At 69.1% G+C, this 25,930-nt stretch carries 21 protein-coding genes and 1 riboswitch; of the genes, 6 read left to right on the top strand and 15 right to left on the bottom strand.

All coding sequences use genetic code 11. The features are described from left to right. Nucleotides 1–65: 65 nt before the first annotated feature. From rpoZ to pyrR, 11 genes are all read right to left on the bottom strand, one after another. Nucleotides 66–344: a DNA-directed RNA polymerase subunit omega gene (gene rpoZ, locus ABD848_RS07915; protein ID WP_344969022.1), complete on the bottom strand. Its 279-nt coding sequence runs from the start codon at nucleotides 342–344 to the stop codon at nucleotides 66–68. A gap of 576 nt (nucleotides 345–920) precedes the next feature. Beyond that, nucleotides 921–1,538 (bottom strand): guanylate kinase, encoded by a 618-nt coding sequence (gene gmk, locus ABD848_RS07910; RefSeq protein WP_344969019.1) that lies wholly within the window; start codon nucleotides 1,536–1,538, stop codon nucleotides 921–923. A gap of 350 nt (nucleotides 1,539–1,888) precedes the next feature. Next, the gene (gene mihF / locus ABD848_RS07905; RefSeq protein ID WP_344969017.1) at nucleotides 1,889–2,209 is read right to left on the bottom strand and encodes an integration host factor, actinobacterial type; all 321 of its coding nucleotides are present in this window, start codon (nucleotides 2,207–2,209) and stop codon (nucleotides 1,889–1,891) included. A gap of 328 nt (nucleotides 2,210–2,537) precedes the next feature. Then, entirely contained in the window at nucleotides 2,538–3,239 is a 702-nt protein-coding gene (gene pyrF / locus ABD848_RS07900) for an orotidine-5'-phosphate decarboxylase (RefSeq protein WP_344969014.1), read from the bottom strand. 486 nt (nucleotides 3,240–3,725) lie between these two features. Beyond that, the gene (locus tag ABD848_RS07895) at nucleotides 3,726–4,673 is read right to left on the bottom strand and encodes a dihydroorotate dehydrogenase (protein WP_344969098.1); all 948 of its coding nucleotides are present in this window, start codon (nucleotides 4,671–4,673) and stop codon (nucleotides 3,726–3,728) included. Nucleotides 4,674–4,837: 164 nt separating this feature from the next. After that, nucleotides 4,838–5,734: a dihydroorotate dehydrogenase electron transfer subunit gene (locus tag ABD848_RS07890; protein WP_344969012.1), complete on the bottom strand. Its 897-nt coding sequence runs from the start codon at nucleotides 5,732–5,734 to the stop codon at nucleotides 4,838–4,840. Between the two features lie 61 nt (nucleotides 5,735–5,795). Further along, nucleotides 5,796–9,098 (bottom strand): carbamoyl-phosphate synthase large subunit, encoded by a 3,303-nt coding sequence (carB, locus tag ABD848_RS07885; protein ID WP_344969009.1) that lies wholly within the window; start codon nucleotides 9,096–9,098, stop codon nucleotides 5,796–5,798. A gap of 70 nt (nucleotides 9,099–9,168) precedes the next feature. Then, nucleotides 9,169–10,278, bottom strand: coding sequence for a glutamine-hydrolyzing carbamoyl-phosphate synthase small subunit (carA, locus tag ABD848_RS07880; RefSeq protein ID WP_344969095.1), 1,110 nt, complete (start codon nucleotides 10,276–10,278; stop codon nucleotides 9,169–9,171). A 71-nt stretch (nucleotides 10,279–10,349) separates the two neighbouring features. Continuing rightward, complete coding sequence (locus tag ABD848_RS07875) at nucleotides 10,350–11,657, bottom strand: dihydroorotase (protein ID WP_344969006.1); 1,308 nt, start codon at nucleotides 11,655–11,657, stop codon at nucleotides 10,350–10,352. A gap of 11 nt (nucleotides 11,658–11,668) precedes the next feature. Then, nucleotides 11,669–12,595: an aspartate carbamoyltransferase catalytic subunit gene (locus ABD848_RS07870; protein ID WP_344969004.1), complete on the bottom strand. Its 927-nt coding sequence runs from the start codon at nucleotides 12,593–12,595 to the stop codon at nucleotides 11,669–11,671. Next, nucleotides 12,592–13,272 carry a bifunctional pyr operon transcriptional regulator/uracil phosphoribosyltransferase PyrR gene (gene pyrR / locus ABD848_RS07865; RefSeq protein WP_344969002.1) on the bottom strand — a complete coding sequence of 227 codons (681 nt, stop codon included), beginning with the start codon at nucleotides 13,270–13,272 and terminating at the stop codon, nucleotides 12,592–12,594. The genes ABD848_RS07870 and pyrR overlap by 4 nt, the downstream gene beginning before the upstream one ends. A 563-nt stretch (nucleotides 13,273–13,835) precedes the next feature. Between pyrR and bldD the strand changes: the two genes are divergently transcribed. Then, on the top strand, nucleotides 13,836–14,330 hold the full coding sequence (gene bldD, locus ABD848_RS07860) for a transcriptional regulator BldD (RefSeq protein ID WP_114396263.1): 495 nt from the start codon (nucleotides 13,836–13,838) through the stop codon (nucleotides 14,328–14,330). Nucleotides 14,331–15,472: 1,142 nt separating this feature from the next. Then, on the top strand, nucleotides 15,473–16,087 hold the full coding sequence (locus ABD848_RS07855) for a GNAT family N-acetyltransferase (protein WP_344968994.1): 615 nt from the start codon (nucleotides 15,473–15,475) through the stop codon (nucleotides 16,085–16,087). Here ABD848_RS07855 and metF read toward each other — a convergent pair. Beyond that, nucleotides 16,023–16,964 (bottom strand): methylenetetrahydrofolate reductase [NAD(P)H], encoded by a 942-nt coding sequence (gene metF, locus ABD848_RS07850; protein ID WP_344968991.1) that lies wholly within the window; start codon nucleotides 16,962–16,964, stop codon nucleotides 16,023–16,025. The genes ABD848_RS07855 and metF overlap by 65 nt on opposite strands. Before the next feature lie 742 nt (nucleotides 16,965–17,706). Between metF and ABD848_RS07845 the strand changes: the two genes are divergently transcribed. Next, complete coding sequence (locus ABD848_RS07845; RefSeq protein WP_344968989.1) at nucleotides 17,707–18,822, top strand: polyprenyl synthetase family protein; 1,116 nt, start codon at nucleotides 17,707–17,709, stop codon at nucleotides 18,820–18,822. Nucleotides 18,823–19,138: 316 nt separating this feature from the next. Continuing rightward, on the top strand, nucleotides 19,139–20,413 hold the full coding sequence (locus tag ABD848_RS07840) for a DUF418 domain-containing protein (RefSeq protein ID WP_344968987.1): 1,275 nt from the start codon (nucleotides 19,139–19,141) through the stop codon (nucleotides 20,411–20,413). A 766-nt stretch (nucleotides 20,414–21,179) separates the two neighbouring features. Here ABD848_RS07840 and ABD848_RS07835 read toward each other — a convergent pair. The 3 genes from ABD848_RS07835 to ABD848_RS07825 all read right to left on the bottom strand — a co-directional run bounded on the left by ABD848_RS07835 (nucleotide 21,180) and on the right by ABD848_RS07825 (nucleotide 24,256). Further along, nucleotides 21,180–22,799: a long-chain fatty acid--CoA ligase gene (locus tag ABD848_RS07835; protein ID WP_344968985.1), complete on the bottom strand. Its 1,620-nt coding sequence runs from the start codon at nucleotides 22,797–22,799 to the stop codon at nucleotides 21,180–21,182. 161 nt (nucleotides 22,800–22,960) lie between these two features. Further along, nucleotides 22,961–23,596 carry a thiamine phosphate synthase gene (thiE, locus tag ABD848_RS07830; protein WP_344969091.1) on the bottom strand — a complete coding sequence of 212 codons (636 nt, stop codon included), beginning with the start codon at nucleotides 23,594–23,596 and terminating at the stop codon, nucleotides 22,961–22,963. A gap of 300 nt (nucleotides 23,597–23,896) precedes the next feature. After that, nucleotides 23,897–24,256, bottom strand: coding sequence for an Rv2175c family DNA-binding protein (locus ABD848_RS07825; RefSeq protein ID WP_344968982.1), 360 nt, complete (start codon nucleotides 24,254–24,256; stop codon nucleotides 23,897–23,899). A 179-nt stretch (nucleotides 24,257–24,435) separates the two neighbouring features. Next, nucleotides 24,436–24,546, top strand: a riboswitch (TPP riboswitch). On the opposite strand from ABD848_RS07825, the gene thiO reads away from it, so the two are divergent. Both thiO and thiS read left to right on the top strand, forming a co-directional pair. Further along, nucleotides 24,544–25,722 carry a glycine oxidase ThiO gene (thiO, locus tag ABD848_RS07820; protein WP_344968980.1) on the top strand — a complete coding sequence of 393 codons (1,179 nt, stop codon included), beginning with the start codon at nucleotides 24,544–24,546 and terminating at the stop codon, nucleotides 25,720–25,722. (Overlaps the previous riboswitch by 3 nt.) 6 nt (nucleotides 25,723–25,728) lie before the next feature. Next, complete coding sequence (thiS, locus tag ABD848_RS07815; RefSeq protein WP_344968978.1) at nucleotides 25,729–25,929, top strand: sulfur carrier protein ThiS; 201 nt, start codon at nucleotides 25,729–25,731, stop codon at nucleotides 25,927–25,929. Nucleotide 25,930: the final 1 nt, after the last annotated feature.

Raw genomic sequence — 25,930 nt, 5'->3', positions numbered from 1 at the left:
AGCGGCGCGTGGGCCGATACCGGAGGCGGGTGACAGTGACGGTGGGCACGCAGCCGGCGTGTCGGCTACCGAACCTCTCCGCCCTGGTCGTGGGGCTCTGCGCTCAGCAGGCCGTCGTTGACCTCGCGCAGGGCGATGGACAGCGCCTTCTCCTGAACCTGGGTCTCCACGAGAGGGCCGACGTACTCCAGCAGGCCCTCGCCCAACTGAGCGTAGTAGGCGTTGATCTGCCGGGCACGCTTGGCGGCCATGGTGACCAGGCTGTACTTGCTGTCGACGGCGCCGAGAAGGTCGTCGATGGGCGGGTTGGTGATGCCTTCGGCGACGGGCTCTGTGCCTGCCACGTTGCGTACCCCCTGCTGCTGGTTGACGCGGCCCCAGCCGCGGGACCGCGGATTGCGTGCTGTGTTTTCCAGGGTACGGACCACTGGTGGTCCGCACAGTGCGGCGCGAGGGCTGGCCGGCCCGCGCGGCGGATCGGTCGGGCGCCCCGGCTTGCGCCGGGGATCGCGGCCGGCGACGGCGTCGTTTGGGTGGGTGTGGCCCACAGCTCGCCGCGTGACTCGCCTGGCGTGACGAGGGCCGCCGCGGGCGGCTAGCCCTCTTTGGCCGGATGTGCCGCGTCGCGACTCTTCCAGGCTAGCGAACCGTGCGGGGTGCGAAGCTCCGCGGCGGCGCCGGTGTCGCCTGCGGGGCCCGCGCTCAGCGGCCACGGGGTCCCGGAGCTCTGCCCCGCCGTGGAGGATCTGGGGTCTGGTTTTCCGAACGACTGGAGTGGGGGCCGTGGAGGTGTTCGTCGTTGGCTCGTGCCTCGACCGCTGCACGATCTCGCCAGCCAGCGAAGGCGACAAGCGGACACGCTCGCCCCCCGCCCGCCCGCGCCGCCTTTCCGAAACAACAGAGCCTAGAGCGCCCGGAGCTCACCGGCGCGCGTTGGCTCCGTTGGAGGGAGCGGTGACCAGCGTCAGCAGCCGGTCGCGGACCTCTTCCAGCGAGGTGTTGACGATGGTGTGGTCGAACTCCTTCTCGGCGGCCAGCTCGACACGGGCGGTCTCTAGGCGCCGCTGTACGACCTCAGAAGATTCGGTGCCGCGTTGAGAGAGGCGGCGCACCAACTCCTCCCAGGAGGGAGGTGCGAGAAACACCAGGCACGCCTCAGGCATGGTGGTGCGGATCTGCCGAGCGCCGTTGAGTTCGAGCTCCAGCAGCACCGGCCGGCCGGCGCGCAGCCGCTCCACCACCGGCACGCGGGGGGTGCCATAGCGGTTGCCGGCGAACTCGGCCCATTCCAGGAGTTGGCCCTCGGCCACGAGACGGTCAAACTCGGCGTCGGTGACGAAGTGGTACTCGACACCGTCGGTCTCGCTGGGACGGGGCTTGCGCGTGGTGACCGAGATCGAGAGCCAGACCTCCGGGCGCTGCTTGCGGAGTTCGGCGATGACGGTGCTCTTGCCGACGCCGGAGGGTCCCGACAGCACCGTGAGCCGACTGGCGCCAACAGTGCGCCCGACCTCGGTTGCAGCAGGTGCGTTGGGCACTGATCCTCACAACTTCCCGGCACCGCGACAGCGGTTGGACGTCAACAGCCACGCCGGAAGGCGCGGTGTACTTGGGCGAACGCCACCGTGGCCTGCGGCCGGAACGGCTCTGCCCCGGCTGCGGACGCGACCGCGCTCAACTGGGGCGGGCGCGTTTGGTGGCGTGGCTTCCCTTTATACCACTGAGCCGCGGCGCGGCCGGGTGGAATCACAGTGTGTGAGGGGACTTCCACCTGCTCGCCACGCCGCGGCCTGGTAGGGGTCGCGCCGGCCGGATCAGAGAGGCGGCCGAACCGGGCTCGACGCGGGGAGGGACGCCGAGACGATGCCCGCCGCCCACTCATGGGGGGTTACTCAGCGCTGCCGAACTCGCTTTCGAGCGCAGCGCGCTGATTGGCGCCCAGGCCCCGGACACGCCGGGATTCCGCGATGTTGAGGCGCTCCATGATCTGCTTGGCACGCACCTTGCCCACGCCGGGGAGGGACTCCAACAGGGCGGAGACGCGCATCTTGCCGATCACGTCGTCAGTACGGCCTTCGGCAAGAACCTCCGCGAGGGAGATACCACCGTGCTTGAGCCGATTCTTGACTTCCGCGCGCTCTTTTCTGGCTTTAGCGGCTTTGTCCAGAGCCGCGGCGCGCTGCTCAGGTGTGAGGGGAGGAAGGGCCACGCCGGGTCACCTCGAATTTCTCTCGATTACGGAGGGCGGACGCCTGCGCAAGTTAGTAGGTTCCGCCCCTGTTCGGCAACGCAAAGTGGCTTTTCAAGCCCTATTTCGTCCAAGTAACTACGCTTGGTCAGCACACGAACGCGCAACGACAGGAAAAATGCCTGGTAGACCCTCACCCGCGATCATGGCGGGAGTTTGCTTCCCGCCATGATCGAAGCGTGACCTTCCCCACATTATCCGTGCATGGTCATATTTCGGACGAACATTCCACACAAGGAGCAAAGTCCGAAAATGACATTAGTCCCCCCAATCGGGGACGTGACGGTACTCACGCCGAGGTGGCCTCGGCCCGCCGCAGCGCAGCGGCGATGCTGGCGGCAGCCGCCCCAGGATCGGTGGCGTTGGTGATGGGCCGCCCAATCACCAACAGGTCGGCTCCGGCAGCCAACGCCTCCTCTGGCGTGGCCACCCGCGCCTGGTCGCCCCGGTCAGCGCCCGCGGGCCGCACCCCCGGCGTGATCAACGTGACGTCGGGGCCGACCTCGGCCCGCAGGGAGGCGACCTCGTGGGGCGAGCACACCAGTGCCCCCGCGCCCGCCTCCACGGCCAGCGTCGCCAACCGGCGCACGGCATCCGAGGAGGGGCCACGCAGCCCTACCTCCTCAAGGGCGTCCTCAGGAAGCGACGTCAGCACGGTGACGGCGGCGATCGTGGTGTCGGGTGCGGAGTCGACGGCGGCACGAATCATGTCGCGCCCCCCGGAAGCGTGCACGGTGAGGATGGCGGGCTTGAGCCGGGCCACCGCACGCGCGGCTCCGGCCACGGTCGCCGGGATGTCGTGCAGTTTGAGATCGAGGAAGAGCGAGACCTTGTTGGCGCCCCGCATGGTGGCGATCACTTCCGGCCCGTAGCGCAGGTACAGCTCCAGCCCGACCTTGAGCGTACTGACGTGCGGGGTAACCGAGGAAGCCCACTGGGCGGCGGTCTCGATATCGGGTGCGTCGATGGCGACAGCGATGGGCGCGGCCACGATCGTTCTCCTTCGTGTCACGGATGGGCGGGATTGAGTGGACCGTCCCGCCTGGGACGGTCGCTTGAACAGCGGACACGCGGTCAAGCGCCGCTGGCCGCGGCGGCCCGCGCCGGTCGTCAACATGAGACGACTGCAACAGGCGGTTCCCCGGTTTGCGGGGGAACATGCCGGCGTGTGCCAGGGCCGCGACACCAGTACCGGTGATCCGTTTCGCGAAGCGAAGCGCCCCATACCCCCTTATACGCCTCTCTACGGCGCTCAAACGAGCGTAGCCGCGCGAACACGGCTTCCGAAGGATGGGAGGGCTCCCAAAGATTCCGTAGCGGCAGCGGCGACCTGAGTGCTGCCTCCGGGGATCAGCTCGCGCGTCGCTCCCGGCTGCCCAACGGCCCTGCCGGGGCCTGCGAACCTCGCAAACGGCCCGGGGCGGCTCCGGCGCCACGCCAGGAGGCAGGACAGAGCGTCCGGCCGACAGCGGCGCGCTCAATCCCGCACCGCCGCGCCGGAACGGCGGTGAGCGGCGCCGATGAGGTCGCCGACGCGGCGGACGCCGCGCTGCTCCAGCACCTCCTCGAACTCGCGCACCACGCGCGCACACGCCGAGGGGTCGTGGAAGATCACCGTGCCCACCGCCACCGCGGCAGCGCCGGCCAACAGGAACTCCAGCACGTCCACGCCGGTGCGCACGCCGCCCATGCCGATGAGCGGAACCTGGGGCAGCGCGGCGTGGACGTCGTAGACGCACGCCACCGCGACCGGGCGGATCGCCGGCCCCGAGACGCCGCCGACCCCCGCCGCTAGGGCGGGAACCATGCTGCTGGTGTCGATGGCCATGCCCCGCACAGTGTTGATCATGGACAGCCCGTCGGCGCCGGCCTCAACACAGGTGGTGGCCAACCCCACCAGGTCGGCCACATCGGCAGAGAGCTTGGCAAAGACCGGGATGTCGGAACGGGCGCGCCCGCGCACGGCCGCCACCACCCGCGCTGCCGCGGACGGGTCGTCGACGAAGTGGCGCCCGTGGTCGGCCGGGTTGGGGCTCGACAGGTTGACCTCGATCATGGTGACCCCGGGGGCCGCCGACAACCGGGAGGCCAGATCGGCGTACTCCTCCGGGGAGGCTCCGGCGATGGAGACCACGGCGCGGCCCCCGCGCGAGAGCAACCAGGGCAAGTCGCGCTGGAGGAAGACATCGATGCCGGGCCCTTGGAGTCCGACCGCGCTGAGCACACCACTGGGTGTCTCCGTCATCCGCGGCGCCGGCCCGCCCGCGCGCGGTTGCAGCATCACCGACTTGGTGATGACGGCCCCCAACCGCGAGATGTCGAAGAACTGGGCGATCTCGCGTCCGGCGCCGGCGCAGCCGGCCGCGGTCATGACCGGGTTGGCCAACTCCACGTGACCCAGCCAGGTACGCAGGTCGGGACTCATTTCGTCAGCGTCCTCCGTCTCCACCTCACGCGCTGGCCGGTGCGCGGCTCCAACCGCTGCGGAGCGCGCCTGCGGCCAGGCGATCGGCACCGGTTCCAGCAGGGGGCGCGGCCCCGCGCCGGCCGTCATCCACCACGCCATACCTGGGGGCGCGTCGGCCATCGCTAGCCGACGTCCTTGATCTGTACCGTGTCGTCGCCACCGCGCGCCTTCCAACCGGGCGCCCCGAGGGCGTCGAAAGGGATCGTGCCGAGGTCGTCAAAGCGCACCTGCTCGCCGCGGAACACCGGGCCGTCGACACAGGCTCGCATCATCCGAGTCACGCCGTCATCGCCCACCACCGGCACGACACAGGCCATGCACACCCCGGTCCCGCAGGCCATCGTCTCCTCCACGGCGACCTGGACCGGGATGTCGTAGCGCATGGACAGGGCGCTGACGGCGCGCAGCATCGGCATGGGGCCACAGGCGTAGACGACGTCGGTGTAGGTGTCCTCGATCACTTGGGGCAGCGCGTCAGTGACCTGGCCGCGTACGCCAAAGGAGCCGTCCTCGGTGGTGAAGGTGGCCGTCTCGGCCACCCGGCGCGCGGCGATGGCGTTGCAGACCCGGTCGGCCGAGGCCGCCCCCAACACGAAGTCCACCCGGCAGCCGCGCCGGCGCAGCGAGTGCGCCAGCGGAAACAGCGGTGCGCTGCCGTAGCCGCCCCCCACCAGGGTGCAGTTGACCGGGTCGCGCGGCAGCGGGAAAGGCCGCCCCAAGGGCCCGACGATGTCGAGCAGGTCCCTGGAGCGGCGCTCGGCCAGCCACGCCGTGCCGTTGCCGCGCACGGCGAACAGGAACTCCACGGTGCCCCCGTAGTCGGGTTTGACCTCGTGGATCGCGAAGGCGCGGCGCATGAGCATGCTGGACTGTTCGCCGCCGACGGCGACGGCGACGAACTGTCCCGAACGGAACCGCTCGGCGACCCCCGGCGCCACGACCGTGATGGCGTGATAGGCGTCCACCCGCCGCACAGCCAGCACGGGGCTGCGCATCTGCACCGGTCGGAAGTCACTCACCCGGCTCCTCTTTCCTGGCTGCCGCGCCGCTACCGGGCGGAGCGGCACTCACGCCGTCGTGTCACCCTTCGGTCGCGCGCAGCGCCGCTTCGTGCTCCTGCAAGGAACGTACCCCGATGTCGCCCCGCACCAGGGCCTCGATGCCCTGGACCGCAGCGGCCAGCCCCTGCACGGTGGTGACGCTGGGCACCTTGCGCAGCACCGCGGCGGTACGGATCTCGTAGCCGTCGAGGCGGGGACCGGCCTGCCCCGCGCTGCCGAACGGGGTGTTGACGATGAGGTCCACACTCCCCTCGTGGATGAGCTGCACGATCGTGGGCTCCCCCCGGGGGCCGGGGCCTTCGCTGTGCTTGCGCACCACGGTGGCGCGCACGCCGTTGCGGCGCAGCACCCACGCCGTTCCCTCGGTGGCCAGGATCTCAAAGCCGAGGTCGGCCAACCGTTTGACGGGGAAGATCATCGTGCGCTTGTGGCGGTTGGCCACGGAGACGAACACGCGCCCCGACAGCGGCAGGGACCCGTAGGCGGCCAGTTGGGACTTTGCGTAGGCGGGGCCGAACCCGGAGTCGAGCCCCATGACCTCGCCGGTAGAGCGCATCTCGGGGCTGAGGACGGTGTCGACGCCCTCGCCGTGCTTGTCGATGAAACGGTTGAACGGCAGGACCGCCTCCTTGACCGCCACCGGCGCGTCCATGGGTAGCGTACCGCCGTCGCCGTGGGCGGGCAGGATGCCCTCGCCGCGCAGCTCGGCGACGGAGGTGCCCATCATGACGCGGGCGGCTGCCTTGGCCAGCGGGACCGCGGTGGCCTTGGACACGAACGGGACGGTGCGCGAGGCGCGCGGGTTGGCTTCCAGCACATAAAGCACGCCTGAGGCGAGCGCGTACTGGACGTTGAGTAGGCCGCGCACCCCCGTGCCGCGGGCGATGCCCTCTGTGGAGTAGCGGATGCGCTCGATGTCCTCACGGCCCAAGGTGATCGAGGGCAGCGCGCACGCGGAGTCGCCGGAGTGGATTCCGGCCTCCTCGATGTGCTCCATCACGCCCCCCAGATACAGTTCCTCGCCGTCGTAGAGGGCGTCGACGTCCAACTCGATGGCCTCGTCGAGGAACCGGTCGATCAGCATCGGATACTCGGGGCTGACCTCGGCGTTGCGCTCGATGTAGGCGCGCAGCATCTCCTCGTTGTAGACGATCTCCATGCCGCGCCCGCCCAGGACGTAGGAGGGGCGCACCAAGACGGGGTAGCCAACCTCGTCGGCGACGAGTTTGGCCTCCTCGAAGGAGCGGGCGGTGCCGTGCTTGGGCGCGGGCAACCCGGCCTCGGCGAGGACCCGGCCAAAGGAGCCGCGGTCCTCGGCCAGGTCGATGTTTTCCGGCGTGGTGCCCACGATGGGCACACCGGCCTCTTTGAGGCGGCGCGCCAGCCCGAGCGGGGTCTGCCCGCCCAGTTGCACGATCACGCCTATGACGTGGCCGGTGCGCTGCTCGGCGCGCACGACTTCGAGCACGTCCTCCAGGGTCAGCGGCTCGAAGTAGAGCCGGTCGCTGGTGTCGTAGTCGGTGGAGACGGTCTCGGGGTTGCAGTTGACCATGACCGTCTCGTAGCCGGCCGCTGAGAGGGCGAACGAGGCGTGCACACAGGAGTAGTCGAACTCCACCCCTTGGCCGATGCGGTTGGGTCCCGAGCCCAAGATGATGACCTTGGGGCGCGTGCTCTCGGGGACTTCGGTGTCCTCGTCGTAGCTGGAGTAGAGGTAGGGCGTCTGGGCGGCGAACTCGGCGGCGCAGGTGTCGACGGTCAGATACACCGGGTGGATGCCCAGCGCGTGGCGCAGCTCGCGCACGACCTCCTCGGATTTGCCCACGATCTCGCCGATCTGGACATCGGAAAAGCCCACCTGTTTGGCCGTGCGCAGCAGCTCCCCTTCGAGCTTGGGGGCCGCGGCCAACTCGGTGGCGACCTCCTCCAGCGCCAAGAGCTGGTCGAGGAACCAGGGGTCGATGCCGGTGGCGGCGTGCAGCTCGGCCACGGTGGCACCGGCGCGGATGGCCTGCTGGACCTGGCGCAGCCTCGTCTCGGTGGGCGTGGCCACCGCCTGTAGCAGCTCCTCCTTGGCGCCGGGCTCGCCCGCCCAGGTCAGCCCTACCCCTTCCTTTTCCAGGGAGCGCATGGCCTTCTGGAGGGCTTCGGGGAAGGAACGGCCGATCGCCATGGCCTCCCCCACCGACTTCATGGTCGTGGTCAACGAGGTGTCGGCGCCGGGGAACTTCTCGAAGGCGAACCGGGGCACCTTGACCACGACGTAGTCGAGACTGGGCTCGAAGCTGGCCGGCGTCTCGGCGGTGATGTCGTTGGGGATCTCGTCGAGGGTGTAGCCCACGGCGAGCTTGGCCGCGATCTTGGCGATGGGAAACCCGGTGGCCTTGGAGGCCAACGCCGAGGACCGCGACACGCGCGGATTCATCTCGATGACGATGATGCGCCCCGTGCCAGGGTGGACGGCGAACTGGATGTTGCAGCCCCCCGTGTCAACGCCGACCTCACGGATGACCGCGATGCCGATATCGCGCATGCGCTGGTACTCGCGGTCGGTCAACGTCATCGAGGGCGCCACGGTGATGGAGTCGCCGGTGTGCACCCCCATCGGGTCGAAGTTTTCGATGGAGCAGACGACGACCACGTTGTCGTTGCCGTCGCGCATCAGCTCCAGTTCGTACTCCTTCCACCCCAGGATGGACTCCTCCAGCAGCACCTCGTGGGTGGGCGAGAGCGACAACCCTTGGCCGGCGATGCGGCGCAACTCGGCCTCGTCATGGGCGAACCCCGAGCCGGCCCCGCCCATGGTGAAGGAGGGGCGCACCACCACGGGATAGCCCAACTCCTCGGCCACATCCAGACACTCCTGCAACGAATGGCAGATGCGCGAGCGGGCCGACTCACCGCCGATGCGCTCGACGATCTCCTTGAAGGAGTCGCGATCCTCCCCCGACTGGATGGCCTCGATGTTGGCGCCGATCAGCTCCACGTTGTACTTGGCGAGCACGCCCGACTCGTGCAGGGCGACCGCGGTGTTGAGCGCGGTCTGCCCGCCCAGGGTGGGCAGCAGGGCGTCGGGGCGTTCCTTGGCGATGATCTTTTCGACCATGTCGGGCGTGATCGGCTCGACGTAGGTGGCGTCGGCGAACTCGGGGTCGGTCATGATCGTGGCCGGGTTGGAGTTGACCAGGATGACGCGCAGACCCTCGGCCTTGAGCACGCGGCAGGCTTGGGTGCCGGAGTAGTCGAACTCGCACGCCTGACCGATAACGATCGGCCCCGAGCCGATCACGAGAACAGATGACAGGTCACTACGGCGCGGCATTACTTTCCTTCTCGGAAACGGTTGGGTGGAGTCCGCGGCAAACGGCGCGGGCGCCGCGGTGGGAACGGGATCAAGCCGAGTCGCGGTGCTCGGCCATCAGCGCGCAGAAGGCGTCGAACAGTTCTGCGGCGTCGTGAGGCCCCGCGGCGGCCTCCGGGTGGTATTGGACGCTGAAGGCGGGACGGTCCAACAGCCGCAGCCCCTCCACCACATTGTCGTTGAGATCGATGTGGCTGACCTCGGCGCGGCCATAGGGCGTGTCGAAGGGACCGTCGGTGGGCGCGTCCACCGCGAAGCCATGGTTGTGGCTGGTGATGTGCACCCGTTTGGTGTGCACGTCGCGCACCGGTTGGTTGACGCCGCGGTGGCCAAAGCGCAGCTTGTAGGTGCCCAACCCCAGGGCGCGCCCCAAGATCTGGTTGCCAAAACAGATGCCGAACAGCGGCGTGCCCGCGTCGAGGACACCGCGCATCGCGGCCACCGCGGTCTCGGCGGTGGCCGGGTCGCCGGGACCGTTGCTGAAGAAAACCCCGTCGGGCCGGTAGGCGAGGATCTCCTCGGCGGTCACGCTGGCGGGCAGCACGGTGACCTCACAGCCGCGTTCGGCCAGGCGCTGCGGGGTCATGGCCTTGATACCCAAGTCGACCGCGGCCACCCGGAACTGGGGCGTGGCCCCCTGGGGCGGGTGCACGGTGTAGGGCTCGCTGGTGGTGACCTCCTGGGCCAGAGCGGACCCGCTCATCTTCGGGCTGTCCAGGACGCGCTGGGTCAGCGTCGCCGGGTCGAGTTCGACGGTGCTGATAGCGGCGCGCATGGCGCCGCGCTCCCGCAGATGGCGGGTGAGCGCGCGGGTGCCGGAGATCGCGATGCCCACGACGCCCTGGGCGCGCAGCTCGTCGTCGAGGCTGCGTTGGGAGCGCCAGTTGGACGGGATGCGGGCGGGTTCGCGCACGACGTAGCCGGCGACCCAGACGCGCCCCGACTCAGGGTCGTCGTCGTTGATGCCGGTGTTGCCGATGTGCGGAGCGGTCATCGCCACGATCTGGCGGTGGTAGGAGGGATCGGTGAGCGTCTCCTGGTAGCCGGTCATGCCGGTGTTGAAGACCGCCTCACCGAAGGTTTCGCCTGGAGCGCCAAAGGAGCGACCGTGGAAGACGCGGCCGTCCTCCAGCACGAGGATCGCGGGAACCCCGTCGCGGGCGGCCGAGGCCGGCGGTACGGCTGTGCTGGCTGGACTGGGTGCTTCTTTCGTCACTGCATCTTCCCATCGAGGACCGTCGGAACGCCGCGCAGGAACGTGGCCACGACCCGACCGGGCAGGGTCATGCTCCCGTAGGGAGTGTTGGCACTCTTGGAGACCATCGCGGCGGGATCGATCTCGCGGGCCGCGCCCGCGTCGTAGAGCGTGATGTTGGCGGGCTCGCCCACAGCCAGCGGACGCCCCTGGCCCGGCAGACGACCGATGCGGGCAGGAGTGGCCGACATCCGGTCGGCGAGGGCGGGCCAGTCGAGCAGACCGGTGTCGACCATGGTGTGCTGCACAACCGAGAGCGCGGTCTCCAGTCCGAGCATGCCCATGGCGGCGTTGGACCACTCGGCCTCTTTGGCCTCCACCGGGTGAGGAGCGTGGTCGGTGGCCACACAGTCGATCGTGCCCTCGGCGAGAGCCTCGCGCAGGGCGTGCACATCCTCGGCGGTGCGCAACGGAGGGTTGACCTTGTAGATGGGGTCGTAGCTTTCGGCCAGCTCCTCAGTGAGCAGCAGATGGTGGGGGGTGACCTCAGCGGTCACGTCGCAGCCACGGCTCTTGGCCCAGCGCAGGATCTGCACCGAGCCCTTGGTGGAGACGTGGCAGATGTGCAGCCGCGACCCGACATGTTCGGCCAACAGGCAGTCGCGCGCGATGATGGCCTCCTCGGCCACGGCGGGCCAGCCGGTCAGCCCGAGCCGGTCGGAGACCACGCCCTCGTTCATCTGGGCGTGCTCGGTCAGCCGGGGCTCTTGGGCGTGCTGAGCCACGACGCCGCCGAACGCTTTGACGTACTCCAGCGCGCGCCGCATCAGCAGCGGATCGGAGACACATTTGCCGTCGTCGGAAAAGACCCGCACGTCGGCAAGGGAGTCGGCCATCGCGCCCAGTTCGGCCAGGTGGGTGCCGTCGAGATTGTGGGTGACGGCGCCGACCGGTTGCACGTGGCAGTACCCGGCGTCGCGGCCCAGGCGCCACACCTGCTCGACGACGCCGGCGGTGTCGGCCACCGGATCGGTGTTGGCCATGGCGTGCACGGCGGTGTAGCCCCCCATGGCCGCGGCCTTGGAGCCGCTGGTGACGGTCTCGGCGTCCTCACGTCCGGGCTCGCGCAGGTGCGTGTGGAGGTCGACCAGACCGGGCAGCGCGAACAGGCCGTGGGCGTCGATGACTTCGGTGCCGGCGCGGGCAGCGGTCTCGGCCTCAGCGTCGAAGCCGGCGATGACGCCGCCGCGCACCAGGATGTCGGCGGGCTCGCCGCCGAGGATGCGGGCACCGCGGATTACGCGGGCGTTGTCAGTGGTGCTCAATACGGGTCCCTCTAGTTCCCGAAGGCGGGCTCGGAGCCGCCCAGCAGCAGATACAGCACGGCCATGCGCACGCTCACTCCGTTGGCTACCTGCTCGGTGATGGTGGAGCGCGGCGAGTCGGCGACTTCGGCGGAGATCTCCATGCCGCGCACCATCGGCCCTGGGTGCATGACGATGGCGTGGTCGGGCAACAGCGCGAAGCGGTCGCCGTCGAGTCCGTAACGACGACTGTACTCGCGGGCGGTGGGAAAGAACGCGGCCTGCATCCGTTCGGCTTGGACGCGCAGCATCATGACGACGTCGGTCTTGGGCAGCACCGCTTCGAGGTCATAGGAGACGGCGCACGGCCACGTGCTCACCGACACCGGTACGAGAGTGGGCGGGGCCACCAAGGTGACCTCGGCGCCGAGCGTGGCCAGGAGCCAGACGTTGGAGCGCGCCACCCGGCTGTGGAGGATGTCGCCGACGATGGCCACGCGCAGCCCCTCCAGGCGGCCGAGACGTTCGCGCATCGTGTAGGCGTCCAGCAACGCTTGGGTGGGGTGCTCGTGCATGCCGTCGCCGGCGTTGAGGACGCTGCCGTCGATCCAGGTGGCCAGGCGGCGGGCCGCGCCGGAGGAGTCGTGGCGGATGACCACGCCGTCGGCTCCCATGGCTTGCAGCGTCAGGGCGGTGTCTTTGAGCCCCTCCCCTTTGGAGACGCTGGAGCCTTTCGCCGAGAAGTTGATCACATCGGCGGAGAGCCGCTTGGCGGCCAGTTCAAAGGACGTGCGGGTGCGGGTGGAGTCCTCGTAGAAGAGGTTGACCACGGTTCGGCCGCGCAGCGTGGGCAGTTTCTTGACGGAGCGATCGCTGACTTGGGCAAGCTCCCGGGTGGTGTCGAGGACCAGCGTGGCCTCATCCCAGGAGAGGTCACCGGCGCGCAGCAGATGTCTCATGATCTCTCGCCCTCTGCGCCGGTATGGCGCTGTGAGTCGGCCGGATGTCCCGCGCGCGGGCGCGCAGGCCCGAGGAGGACGGCGTCGCGACCATCGAGCTCGTGCAGCAGCACGGTGACGCTCTCGCGCAGCGAGGTGGGCAGGTTCTTGCCGACGTAGTCGGCGCGGATGGGCAGCTCGCGGTGGCCGCGGTCGACGAGGGCGGCGAGCTGGACGGCTCGCGGGCGCCCCAAGTCGCTGAGGGCGTCGAGGGCGGCGCGGACGGTGCGCCCGGAGAAGAGCACGTCGTCGACGAGGACCACGAGGTGGCCGTCGATGCCGCCGGTGGGGATTTCGGTGCGCCCCAGGGCCCGGGCGGGGGCCAGCCGCAGGTCATCGCGGTACATGGTGATGTCGAGCGATCCCCAGGGGACGTCGCGATCCTCGACCCTTTGGATGCGCTCGGCCAGGCGTCGCGCGAGTGGAACGCCGCGCGTGGGGATGCCCAGCAGGGTGATGTCGGCACCGCCCTTGGTGCGTTCCAGCACTTCGTGGGCGATGCGGGTCAGCGCCCGATCGATCTCGGGAGCTTCGAGGACGGCGCGGGCCTCGGCGCTGGGCTCGCGGGTTCCGCGGTGGGACGGCGCCGCCTCTGGGGCGTCGTCGTCAGAGGTAGGTGTGTGCCCTTGGGCAGACATCGCAGGTGACCCCCTTCCCTGCCTCACTGGACAGGTCGTTAAAGGACGTCGGACGGCCATCACGTTATCAGCGCGGCCGATCGGAACCGACGCGAAGCGCAGTCACGACTACCCCCGGAGCTGCGAGAACCTACGCGGCAAGGCCACACCCTAGGAAAAAATGTTGCGTTTGTCACAAACTAAAGTATTGACATTCACTGAATCTCTCTCCTGAGCTGGCGTCGCTGCCCCTCTCGAACCCCCCATATAACGACGAAAAGCCTTACGCACCAGGGATTCCCGTATGCCGACAGTCATGTGATGTGTCGCATTTGAGATTGTCCTGAAGCTCTTCTCACTTACACACAGTTTGGCCACTGATTAGTCGCGTTTTCACCTAACGGCTTGACCTGGCGCGCTCACCGCTTTACCGTCACTGTCCGTAACCAATCTGGGCGGGACGGCGCCAAGCCGACCCCGCGAGACGACGTAGAACGCCAAATCGGGGGCCGGTGCGCAACCGAGCGAATCGGGGGTCCGCCGCCCACACCAGCCAATTTCACGGCCGGGGAGCGACGAAGAAGATGCCATCGGAATACGCGAAGTCACTTGGCGCGCGGCTGCGCGCGATCCGCACCCAGCAGGGGCTGTCCCTGCACGGAGTGGAGGAGAAATCTCATGGGCGGTGGAAGGCCGTCGTCGTAGGTTCCTACGAACGCGGTGACCGGGCTGTGACCGTACAGAAGCTCGCCGAACTGGCGGACTTCTACGGCGTGCCCATGTCAGAACTGTTGCCCGGCGGCGCGGCGCCGGCCCCGTTGGGGCCGACTCCCAAGCTGGTGATCGACCTGGAGCGGATGCAGCAGCTTCCGCAGGAGAAGGCCGGTCCACTGGCGCGCTACATCGCCACCATCCAGAGCCAACGCGGCGACTACAACGGACGGGTCCTCTCCATCCGGCAGGAGGACCTGCGCTCGCTGGCGGTCATCTACGACCGGTCCCCAGCCGACCTCACTGAGGAACTGATCAACTGGGGCGTGCTCGACCCTGAGGCGCGCCGCGCCGTGGATGCGTTCTAGACCGGCAGCCAAGCACCGTTACGCCTCACCGACACCCGGTTTCTTCTTCGCTGCCGGCTACCCGCGGGCGATGGCTGCCGCCGAGCGTGGTTACCACGCCACACGGCGGCCATGTCGCCTGTAGTTCGCAACGTCCCAACGCAGCGGGCGTGTGTTGGGACCCACCCCACCGCCCCGCCGGATGGGACACGAGGATGTCGCCACAGCCGGGGTGACCCTACCGACGGGGCCGCAGTCGGCCGGTCGACCGGCGGGGTGCGGCCGGTACGGGCCACCACGCCTCGGGCTCTCCATCACCACCGCTGAGCGGAATGATCCTCCCTTGGCCGGGGCCAAGGAAGAACGGCTCGGAACAACTCACCATCACGCACGAGATGAAGCGGCGGCTGTGCCCTACGCCACGCACGGGGCGCGGCCGCCGCTTGGCACGTAGTCGCCACTCCAGCGCCGGCCGCAGCCGCGAAACACCGCGCACGACGCGGGAGGACTCATGTAGGACCGGCTCGTGGCACAGCGGTTGCACCCACGCGGCCCGGCGAGGGCTCACGGGGCTTCCGGCGAGGCGCTGGGCGGCGCAGCCGCTCCTGGGCCGCAGCCGTCTCCAGCGCCACCGCCTCGGCTCGGCGGGGCGGGGCTTGGGCGGCCGGCGGTGCTGAACGGCCCCAGAATGGACGCGGCCGAGCGAGAGGCTTCCCCTCCCCCCACCCGGCCGCTCCCCGCACTCGTCGGCCGCTCCGGCAGCCGTGAGCGCGAGCCTCAGGGGGACCACACTCCCCAGTATATCGAACAGAAATTCGACTAAGCCAGTCTCGGTCGAGCTGACCACGACACCGGTGGGGGCATCGACCGGGCACGTCGAGAGCCCTCGGCGACGCAGGATCGCCGGGCTCGGCGTGGCTCCCCTCCGCCCCTCACGGCTGTCCGTAGGCTGCTGCGTAGAGGAGCGTCGGCGCACCAGCGGAGCGCAACGATCCCCCCATCAGCGAGGCATGCCCGGGCACTGCCGAGCCGGGACGGCAGCGTCGGGGCGTGTCGCCGGTTGGCCCGCCCTCGTGGGCGTGGACGGCGTAGGCACGGCCGCAGCAGTGGGGAAAACGGGCGCGGCGCCGTATATTCGTGGGTAGCGAGGTAGCGAGGTAGCCGTGGAGACCGACATCGAACTGTGGGAGCTGAACGCTCCTGCCTTCACCAAGGCGATCCCCGCGCTGCTGGATGTCTACGTCCACGCCATGAAGCCGCCTTCCGACCAGCTCAGCGGCAGGCGCGCCATCATGGAACGCCACGCCCACCTGCCGCGGTTCCACTGCGTCCTGGCCGCACTCCCCGGCGGCGAAGCCACGGTGGGCTTCGCCTACGGGTTCCACGGCCAGGAGGGGCAGTGGTGGCACGACGTCGTCACCGACGAACTTCGGCTCTACGACCCCGCCGCGGTCCACCAGTGGTTCAGCGACTCCTTCGAGGTCGCCGAAGTGCACGTGCATCCACAGTGGCAGGGCCAGGGCGTGGGGCGGCGCATGCTGGAACGGCTTACCGCCCAGCGCCGGGAGCGTACGGCGGTACTCTCGACTCCCTCAAACGCCACACCCGCCCACGGCCTGTACCACTCCTACGGTTTCATCGAGATCCTGACGAACTTCCACTTCCCGGGGAGCCCGCACCAGGCGTTCACGGTCATGGCCGCGTGGCTGCCGCTCAGGCGGGAACGCGGGCGCCGGCGACCCGCTGATAGATCTCGCGGGTGGCGGTGGACTGGTTGAAGGTAATGAAGTGGATGCCGGGTGCGCCTTCGTTGAGCAGCCGTTCACACAGCCGCGTGGCCTGGTCGATCCCCAGTTGACGCACGGCCTCGGGGTCGTCGGAGACCTTTTCGAACTCCGCGGCCAGAGCCGGCGGGAAGGGGGCGCCGGAGAGCTGTTCGGAACGCTCGATGGTGCGCATGTTCGTCACCGGCATGATCTCCGGGATGATCGGCACATCACAGCCCTTGGCGGCGACCCGGTCGCGCAGCCGCAGATAGTCCTCAGCGTCGAAGAACATCTGGGTGATGGCGTAGTCGGCGCCGGCTTGGCACTTACGGACGAAGTACTTGACATCGGTGTCGACGTCGACCGAGCGGGGGTGCTTGTAGGGGAACGCCGCAACTCCCACGCAGAAGTCGCCGCTCTCCTTGATGAGCCGGACGAGTTCGTCGGCGTACTCCAGACCCTCGGGGTGCTTGACCCACTCCCCCAGCGGATCGCCGGGCGGGTCGCCGCGCAGGGCGAGCAGATTGGACACGCCGACATCGGCGAACCGGCCGATGAGGTGACGCAGTTCCTGAACGGAGTGATTGACGGCCGTCATGTGGGCGACCGGCAGCAGCGTGGTGTCGGTGGCCACGCCTTCGGTAATGGCGACTGTGCGGTCGCGGGTGCCGCCTCCAGCTCCGTAGGTGACGGAGATGAAGGATGGCCGGAGCGCCTCAAGTTGGCGGATGACCCGCCACAGCTTGCGCTCTCCCTCCGGTGTTTTCGGAGGGAAGAACTCGAAAGAGAACGTCGGTTTACCTTCAGCGAGCAACTCCCGGATGTGCCGTGGCCGTGTGACAGGGGCGTACGGCTCGTCGGCTGATGACGTTGACGGTGACCCAAGCATGCCTCTTACCTTAGGGCCCATTCCTGCATTCGGCTATGGACCCCCCGGTCATCAGTAGTGCGGCGGCCCATACCGAGAAGCGCGAAAATACCCGATAACCTGCTATTTCGGTCTCTTGGCACGATTTCGGGCCCAGAGGCCACCAAGAACCGCCACTGCGCCCTCCCCCGCGCGCACTAAACGCCGGGCGAGCTGGGGCGTCCCAGGGCTTCGCGGCCGGCGCCCACCGTTGCGTGGACCCGGTAGGCAAGCTGTGTGGAATCGCACAACCGGAAGGGACACCGCTGGATCACACCAGGCACGTTTCCCGTCACGCAACGGCGATAGTAGGGAGGCCGGCGTCTGGCCCGCGCCATGGCTCGGGACCAGAGGCCACGAACGCACGTGAGTTCTCCCCCAGGCAAGGAACGGGGATTCACCCCTTGCGGGGTGAGCTTTCCGCTTCGTCGACGACAGCCGCCCCGACCAACCGGGGGTGGCGTGCCGCCTGTCGATCTCCCGGCCAAGCCAAAGCGCCGAACTGCCATCCTGGCAGCCCGGCGCCAGGCCGGACCGGACGCGGTTCTCACTCCGGTCACCACGCCGGCCTCTGCCGCGCCCCGAACTTTTACTCCGAACCGACATGCGGGCTGTGGTGCAGTGGGCGATTGTGCCGGCGGCAACCGCCCGTCGCCGACTCTGCTTGCGCAGCAGTCCGTTTCATCCCCGGCCCGACAGCCGGTGGCGCCGTGAAGGAAAACCAATGAACTCCTCGCACCTGTCCCCCGTGTCCTTCGTCAAGCCCGCCGTGGACGCCGAACTCGCAGCGTTCGCCCGGCACCAGCGCGCGCGGCTGGGCGAGATCGGCCCGGAACTGACGCCCGTGGTCGACGCCCTCGACGAGATGCTGGCGGGAGGCAAACGCCTACGGCCGGCGTTTTGCTACTGGGGCTGGCGCGGGGCCGGGGGCCACGACGTTCCCGAGATCTACGCCGCGGCGGCCTCATTGGAATTGCTGCAAGCCTGCGCCCTCATCCACGACGACGTCATCGACAACAGCGACACCCGCCGCGGGGCACCGGCCACGCACCGGCGGCTCGCCGGGGTGCACACGGCGGCGGGGTGGGGCGGCGACGCAGGGGCGTTCGGGCGAGGCGCGGCGATCCTGCTCGGCGACCTGTGCCTGTCCTGGTGCGACGAGATGTACCAGCGCAGCGGGCTGACCGACGAGGCGCTTCGGGCGGGCCGGGGTCCCTTCGACCTGATGCGTACCGAGGTGATGGCCGGCCAGTACCTCGACCTCGTGGGGCAGGCGCGCGGCGAGGCCACCGCCGTGGCGGGAGAGGCCACCGGCACCGGTGAGCAACCCGTCACCGTGGCGGCGGCCCTGCGGGTCATGCACTACAAGTCCGCCAAGTACACGATTGAACGGCCGCTGCACATGGGGGCGGCGCTGGCGGGGCGCCACGACGATCTGGCGCCGATCTACACGGCCTACGGCCAGCCGCTGGGCATCGCGTTCCAGTTGCGCGACGACATCCTCGGGGTCTTCGGCGACCCCTCGCACACCGGCAAGCCCGCAGGGGACGACCTGCGCGAAGGCAAGCGCACCGTCCTCGTGGCCGAAACGTTGCGCCGGGCCGATCCGGCCGACGCCGCCGAGTTCCGCCGCCACCTGGGACGCGCCGACCTAAACGCCGAAACGGTGGCGTGGATGCGCGAGGTCATCGTCGACAGTGGCGCGCTGCGCACCTGTGAGCGCCACGTCGACGACTATGTGGAGCAGGCTACGACGGCGCTGGACAACGGCGCCGTGGCCGAGGAGGCGCGTGCCGCGCTGGCCGACCTCATCGTCGCAGCGACGTCGCGCAAGTACTGACACCTCCTCACAGGACCCACGGCACGGCAGACGGTCCCCAACTCGTCCCGCCCCCACCAGAAATGAATACGTTGAGTAACTGCTTTTGGACGGAAAAGCAGTGACCGCCGGCCGGCCGCAATCGCCCCCTGAGGGCCCCTCCCGTCTCCTCGATGCACCAGAAAAACACTGTTCCGTAGCTCGACCTTTACGCCTCAGTAATCACACATAGCGTCCCACCTAGGGAACTGCGTCTCTCTCGGCAGTGGATGAGACACAGCATCGGATACGTGCACGCTGCTCCCGCAGGGAGCATGTGACAGGGAGGAGACCCCTATTGAGTACGTGGCAGGCCGCGGTGCGCGGGCCGACGACGAGCACGGAACGCGCGCTCGCCCCCGATCTCGCCCGCGGGTTCATGTTGCTGCTCATCGCGTTGGCCAACACCGTCTGGTACCTGTGGGCGGCCCCAAGCACGGGGATCAACGTTCATCCCACGACCGGCTCGACGCTGGACCGCATCACCCAGTTCACGATCATCACAGCGGTCGACGGGCGGGTCTTCCCGATGTTCGCCTTCCTGTTCGGCTACGGCATGGTGCACCTGTTCAACCGGCAGCGGGCCGCCGGCGTTTCCGACCGGGCTGCCAGTGCCGTGCTGCGGCGGCGCAATCTGTGGCTGCTGGTTTTCGGGTTCGTCCATGCCGCGCTGCTGTTCATCGGCGACATCCTCGGCGCCTATGGGCTGGCCGGGCTCGTGTTGGGCGGGCTGTTCCTGCGCCGGGGCAACCGCACCCTGGGCGTTTGGGCCTGTGTGCTCAGCGGCCTGCTGGCCCTACTGCTGCTGGTGAACGTGCTGGCCGGACTCGCCTTGGCCCTGGTTCCCCAAGCGGCCCAGGGACAGGCCGCCACAACCGACATGTCGTTTCTGACGGGTTCATTCGGTGAAGAGGACGCTTTGGCAGCGGTGGCCGAACGGGCGATGCTGTGGCCACTGTTCACCCTGTGGCAAGCCGTGGCGCTGGTGATCCCGGCCGCCATCCTGCTGGGGATGTGGGCGGCGCGTCACCGCATCCTGGAGGAGCCCGGCCACCACCGCCGACTGCTGTGGGGGATGACGCTGGCCGGTGTCGCGGTGGCCTGGCTGTGCGCCCTGCCCGAGGCGCTGTACCACGTGGGAGTCTTCGACGTCTCGGCGGTGACCGGCTCGGCCCTGTCGGGCATACGCTCGCTGAGCGGACTGGCCGGCGGGGTGGGCTACGTAGCCCTGTTCGGCCTCCTCGGCGGCTGGTTGGCAAAGCGCGGACGCCAGGGGGTGGCGGTCACGGCGGTGGCTGCCGTGGGCAAACGGTCGCTGTCGTGCTACCTGGCCCAGTCGGTGATCTGCGCCCCTGTGCTGGCCGCCTGGGGCTTGGGGCTGGGCGGCTCGCTCACCAGTGCTTCCATGGCCGCGTTCGCCATCGGGGTCTGGCTGGTGACGGTGCTCGGCGCCTACGCGCTGGAGCGGGCCAACCGGCGCGGCCCGGCCGAGGCGCTGCTGCGCAATCTCTCCTACGGTCCGGCCGCGGCGGCGCAACGCGACCGGGAAAGCGACGACTCCCGGCAAGGGTGAGAGAGAGTGAGGGGCGAACCGAGGCGGGGCGTGTCACGGCTCACCCCGTGCGCGGGCCTGTGGCGCGGTGGGGGTGAGGAGAGCGCGTGAGTTTTCCCATCGCTCGTACCTCGATCGCTTCGCGATCTCGGCAGCCCAGGGGTGGGCTGTGTCCAGGGGCTGAGCACACACATCACCCCACTGCACAAACGCGACACCGACGCGATGGACCATGCCTAGGGATACGGCGCACCCTGGCGCCGTATCCGGGCGACCATCCCTCTTCACCCGGCAACGGGCCACACCCGACGCAGGCGCACGCACTCCACTGCCACTTCGAAGACCGCTACCTGCCGTGAAACGAGGAAACACCCAAGGTGACCGCCACACCCTGGCGCTGTCTCGGAAGGGGGCCACACGTTGTCGTGCCCCGGACTACAGCAGTGTTTCCTCACCCAGCGGCCACCAGCACCCTGAGACTCCCCAAGCGACCACGCGGGCGCGACCAGGCTACAGCAGTGTTTCCTCACCCAGCGGCCACCAGCGCCACTGTCCACCCAGCCATCGCCCCCTCAGGCTGCCGAGATCGCGAAGCGATCGAGGCACGAGCGAACGGCACTACTTCGCCACCCCGCCCGACAAAAACATAGCGGCCCCGGACGGTCTGCTCAGCCGCCGCGGCGCGCTGAGGCCGACGCCGGCTATGACCGAAAGGCTCGCGCTCCGGCCGAGGCCGCCCGCGAGGCGCGATTCCACGGCAGAGTGGAGGCGCGTGGGCTTTTTAGTCCTAGAGGTCGACGACGTCGAGCTTGCCGTCCGTATGGCGTTGGCGCAGCACCTTCTTGTCGAACTTGCCCACACTGGTCTTGGGCACCTCTTCGATGAAGGACCAGTGCTCGGGCAACTGCCAGCGGGGGAGTTTCTCGGCGAGGAAGGAGCGCAACTGGGCGGCGTCGACCTTGTGGCCCTCCTTGACGACCACGGCCACGAGGGGGCGCTCGTCCCACTTGGGGTCGGGCACGGCGATGACGGCGGCTTCGGCTACAGCGGGATGGGCCATCACCTGGTTCTCCAGTTCCACCGAGGAGATCCACTCGCCGCCGGACTTGATGACGTCCTTGGCGCGGTCGGTGAGCCGGAGGAAGCCGTCAGGCGAGAGCGTTCCGACGTCGCCGGTGCGCAGCCAGCCGTCGTCGAACTTGGCGGGGTCCTCGTCGCGGTAGTAGCCGCCGGTGACCCAAGGGCCGCGCACCTCCAACTCTCCGACGCTTTCGCCGTCGTTGGGCGCCGGTAGGCCGTCGGGGCCGACGATGCGCCCTTGCACCGACGCGGGCAGCCGGCCCTGGCTGAGCCGGTAGGACCAGCGCTGTTCGTCGCTGACACCCGCCGGAGGGTGGGCGACACTGCCCAAGGGAGAGGTCTCGGTCATCCCCCAGGCGTGCAGCACCGGGACCCCGTAGCGCTCCTCGAAGGCCCGCATGACCTCGGGGGGACAGGCCGAGCCCCCCACGAGCACCCGGCGCAGCGAGGAGATGTCGCGCGGGTTCTGGTCGAGCTCGTGGAGCAGTCCCTGCCAGATCGTGGGCACCGCAGCGGCCAGGGTCGGGCGCTCGGCGACGAGCATGTCGGCCAGCGGCGCGGGCTGCAAGAAGCGGTCGGGCAGCAGCACCGAGGCCCCCACCATGAGGGAGGCGTAGGGCAGCCCCCACGACATCGCGTGGAACATCGGGACCACGGCCAGCGTCAGGTCAGCCTGGGACAGGCCCTGGCCATCGCTCATGCACACCTGCATGGAGTGCAGCCAGATGGAGCGGTGACTGTAGACGACCCCTTTGGGGTTGCCGGTGGTACCGGAGGTGTAGCACATGGCCGCAGCGTCGCGCTCGTCGACCCGAGGCCAGGCGAACTCCGTAGAGCGACCCGCGATGAGGTCTTCGTAGCGGTGGACCGTGACCCCGTCGGCGGCCAGGTCGCCGGGGTCGCCGCCGGCCACGATGACGTGGCGCACGGTGGACATCTGCGGTAGCAGCGGGGCGAACAGGGGCAGCAGTGAAGCGTCTACGACGACGACGTAGTCTTCGGCGTGGTTGGCGATGTAGCTGATCTGGTCGGCGGGCAGGCGAATGTTGAGAGTGTGCAGTACCGCCCCCATGGCGGGCACCGCGAGATAGACCTCGAAGTGTTCCTGGTTGTTCCACTGGAAGGTGGCGACCCGCTGATCCGCGGTGACCCCCAACTCGCGCAGCGCGTGGGCGAGTTGGGCCGCCCTGCGGCCGGTATGGGCGTAGCTGGATCGGCGGGGCTCGTCACCGGTCCACGTGATCGCGCTGGCCTCGCCGTGCACCGAAGTGCCGTAACGGACCAGGTCAGCAATGGAGAGCGGTACATCCTGCATCGTGCCACGCATGGCCCTCACCCCTCATCGGTGTGATTGGTGCCATGAGACTAAGGGCAACCGGTGTGGCGCGTACAGAACCCTCCGAGTCACCATCACCTAACGACGTTAGGAAATGGGAGGACAAGGCGAGACCGCCACGAAAAGACGTCGGCAGCAGCCGAGTAAGCCGGTCACTGCGCCCGGAGCCGGCGCTGGAACTGCGCGGCGGCCTCGTGGGGCTCAGCCGCTTCGGTGATGGCGCGCACAACCACGACCCGGCGCGCCCCGGCCGCCATCACCTGGTCGAGGTTGGTGAGGTCGATCCCACCGATAGCGAACCACGGGCGGTTGGTCGGCAGGCGGGCGGCGTAGTCGACGAGCTCCAAACCGGCCGCAGGGCGCCCCGGCTTGGTGGGAGTGGCCCACGCGGGTCCCACACAGAAGTAGTCGACGCCTTCTTGACGCGCCGAGGCCGCGGCGCGTTCGGGGGTGTTGTTGGAGCGCCCGATTATCGGTTCGGCGCCGATGATGTCGCGCGCGTAGGACACCGGGAGGTCGTTTTGCCCCAGATGCAGCACATCGGCCCCAACGGCTCGCGCGATGTCGGCACGGTCATTGACCGCCAGCAGCGCACCGTGGCGCTGGCACGCGTCGCGCACGGTCTCCAGGCAGTCCAACTCCTGCCTGGCCTCAAGGGTCTTGTCGCGCAGCTGGACAATGTCGACACCGCCCGACAGGGCGGCCTCAAGGAAGTCGGCCAGATCCCCCTGCTCGCGCCGGGCGTCGGTACACAGGTAGAGCCGGGCCGACTCCAGACGTTCCCGCAACCTCACCTTGCACCTTTCGCGGCGGCCCCGGCCGGTGGCGCGGGGAGCGATCGCACGTTCACCCCACGGGCGCGGCCCCGGTCGCGCCCGGATTTGCACTGAGAAACTGGCGGTGCTCGGCGCGCGGTTCGCCACAACGACCACCCGCTGAACACCGCCGGACCACGCGCGCGGTGGCCCCCACCGAGACAGTGGTGGCGCCCCCAGCAGGGGGCCACACCACCACCCTAACCACGGCTAGGACACTCACGAGCCGCCGGCTGGGCAGACACCGGCGCCCGCCCAGCCCAGGGGTCCGGCCTAAAACGCCAGCGCCTGAGCGCGGCGGCGCACCTCCGTGCCGCGGTCGGCGCGGATGGCGTCGATGGGGGCGCCGGGCAGCGTGTCATCGGGGGTGAACATCCAGCGCAGTGACTCCTGGTCGGTGAAGCCGCAGTCGGCGAGGACCGTGAGGGTCCCGGGCAGGCCCTTGACCACCTCACCGTCGCGGATGAAGGTGGCGGGAATCGAGAGTTCACCGGCGCGGATAAAGCCGAGAAGCTTGTGGTCGCGAATGAACTGCTTGACGCGGTTCGGGCTGGTGTCCAGGGCTTTCGCAGCCTCCCGGAGGGTCAGCCATTCGCCGACCAGGGCATCGGTCTCAGGGTCGATCTGTGTCACGTCAGACGATTTCCCACATACCCGGAGGACCCAAACCCGGCTGACCTCGTGATCGCTGTTGGCGTAGCCACAGCGGCCAAAAGCGGGCCGCGGCAGTAGGCCGAAGGCGGCCTTCCCAGGAGTGGGGCACCTGCACCCCCGCCGCGACCGGTGGTCCTAGACTCGGAGGAAAGAACCGCACATGGACCCGCGGGAGCCGGGCGGACCCGGCTGAGAGGGAGGCTGCCGGCCTCCGACCGCACGAACCTGATCCGGACCATACCGGCGAAGGGAGGGCAACAGGCCACGTGTCCACGTTCGACGATCCCCGTGCATTCGACGCCATCGTGGCCGGCGACGGGGTCATCGGCCTCGTCACCGCCTGGCGCGCCGCCCAGCGCGGGCTAGGGGTGGCCCTGGTGGGTCCCGGCTTGGCCAACGCCGCCTCCGACGTGGCCGCCGGTATGCTCACACCGGCCACCGAAGCGACGTTCGGCGAGGAAGCTCTCATGAGCTTTGGCATCCTCTCGCGCGACCGCTACCCGGACTTCATCGAGGAACTGCGCGCTGACAGCGGCACGGACCCCGGCTACCGCACCGAAGGGACGCTCCAGGTCGCCTTCGACAGCGACGACATGGCCAGCTTGAACGAACTGCGCGAGCTGCGCGAACGGCTCGGCCTCGACGTGCAGCGCCTAACCAGCCGGGAGTGCCGGCGCATGGAGCCCATGCTGGCGCCCTCGGTACGCGGCGGGATCTTCGCCCCCGCCGACCACTCCATCGACCCGCGACGCCTCACCGCCGCCCTGCGCAGTGCCGCCGCCCACAGGGGAGTCACCGTGGTGGAAGGGCGTGTGCGTGCGGTCACCGGCCCCGAGGACCGGGTCAACGGCGTGGAGTTAGCCGATGGCACTCACCTGCGGGGCGACCAGGTGGTACTGGCGGCAGGCGTGTGGACCTCCCGCATCACCGGCCTGCCACCCGACACCGTTCCCGCGCTTCGCCCGGTCAAAGGGCAGTTGCTGCGGTTGCGCGGTGGCCCTCACGAGGCCCCGCTCGTCACCCGCACCGTACGCGGGCTGGTCAAGGGCACCCCCGTGTACCTCGTCGCGCGCAACGACGGCGAGGTGATCCTGGGCGGCACCCAAGAGGAGGTCGGCCACGACACCCGACTGACGGCGGGAGGGGTGTGGCAACTGCTGCGCGACGGCCACGAACTAGTGCCCGGCGTCAGCGAACTGGAGATCACCGAGACCTGTGTGGGACTACGGCCCGGCTCTCCCGACAACGAGCCGCTGTTGGGTCCCACCGCCGTGGCCGGACTCCACCTGGCGGTCGGGCACTTCCGTCACGGCGTGCTGTGCGCCCCGGCCACCGGTGACGCTATGGCCGAGGCGCTGGCTCAAGGCCGACTCCCCGACTACGCCCAACGATTCCACGCCAATCGTCTCGCACCGCAGTGGGCGCCAACCGGAAGGGAAGCCTAGAAACCAGTGGATGTCATCATCAACGGCGAGCGCCGCACCGTCGAACCGGACACCACCGTGGCCGACGTCGTGCGGTCACTGACAACCGCCACGAGCGGGGTGGCGGTGGCGCGCAACGACGAGGTGGTGCCCAAAGCCGACTGGAACCACACCGCGGTCACCGACAACGACCGTATCGACGTGCTCACCGCTGTTCAGGGAGGCTGAC

The organism is Salinactinospora qingdaonensis (assembly GCF_039539445.1).
Lineage (GTDB): Bacteria > Actinomycetota > Actinomycetes > Streptosporangiales > Streptosporangiaceae > Salinactinospora > Salinactinospora qingdaonensis.
Note: the sequence above shows the minus strand (reverse complement) of the source record. Positions and strands in the feature narration are given on the sequence as shown.

Coding starts and splice junctions, on each gene's coding strand:
- ABD848_RS07895 (WP_344969098.1), bottom strand. CDS start 4,673: ATGAGTCCCGACCTGCGTACCTGGCTGGGTCACGTGGAGTTGGCCAAC.
- carB (WP_344969009.1), bottom strand. CDS start 9,098: ATGCCGCGCCGTAGTGACCTGTCATCTGTTCTCGTGATCGGCTCGGGG.
- ABD848_RS07870 (WP_344969004.1), bottom strand. CDS start 12,595: ATGAGACATCTGCTGCGCGCCGGTGACCTCTCCTGGGATGAGGCCACG.
- pyrR (WP_344969002.1), bottom strand. CDS start 13,272: ATGTCTGCCCAAGGGCACACACCTACCTCTGACGACGACGCCCCAGAG.
- bldD (WP_114396263.1), top strand. CDS start 13,836: ATGCCATCGGAATACGCGAAGTCACTTGGCGCGCGGCTGCGCGCGATC.
- metF (WP_344968991.1), bottom strand. CDS start 16,964: ATGCTTGGGTCACCGTCAACGTCATCAGCCGACGAGCCGTACGCCCCT.
- ABD848_RS07845 (WP_344968989.1), top strand. CDS start 17,707: ATGAACTCCTCGCACCTGTCCCCCGTGTCCTTCGTCAAGCCCGCCGTG.
- ABD848_RS07835 (WP_344968985.1), bottom strand. CDS start 22,799: ATGCGTGGCACGATGCAGGATGTACCGCTCTCCATTGCTGACCTGGTC.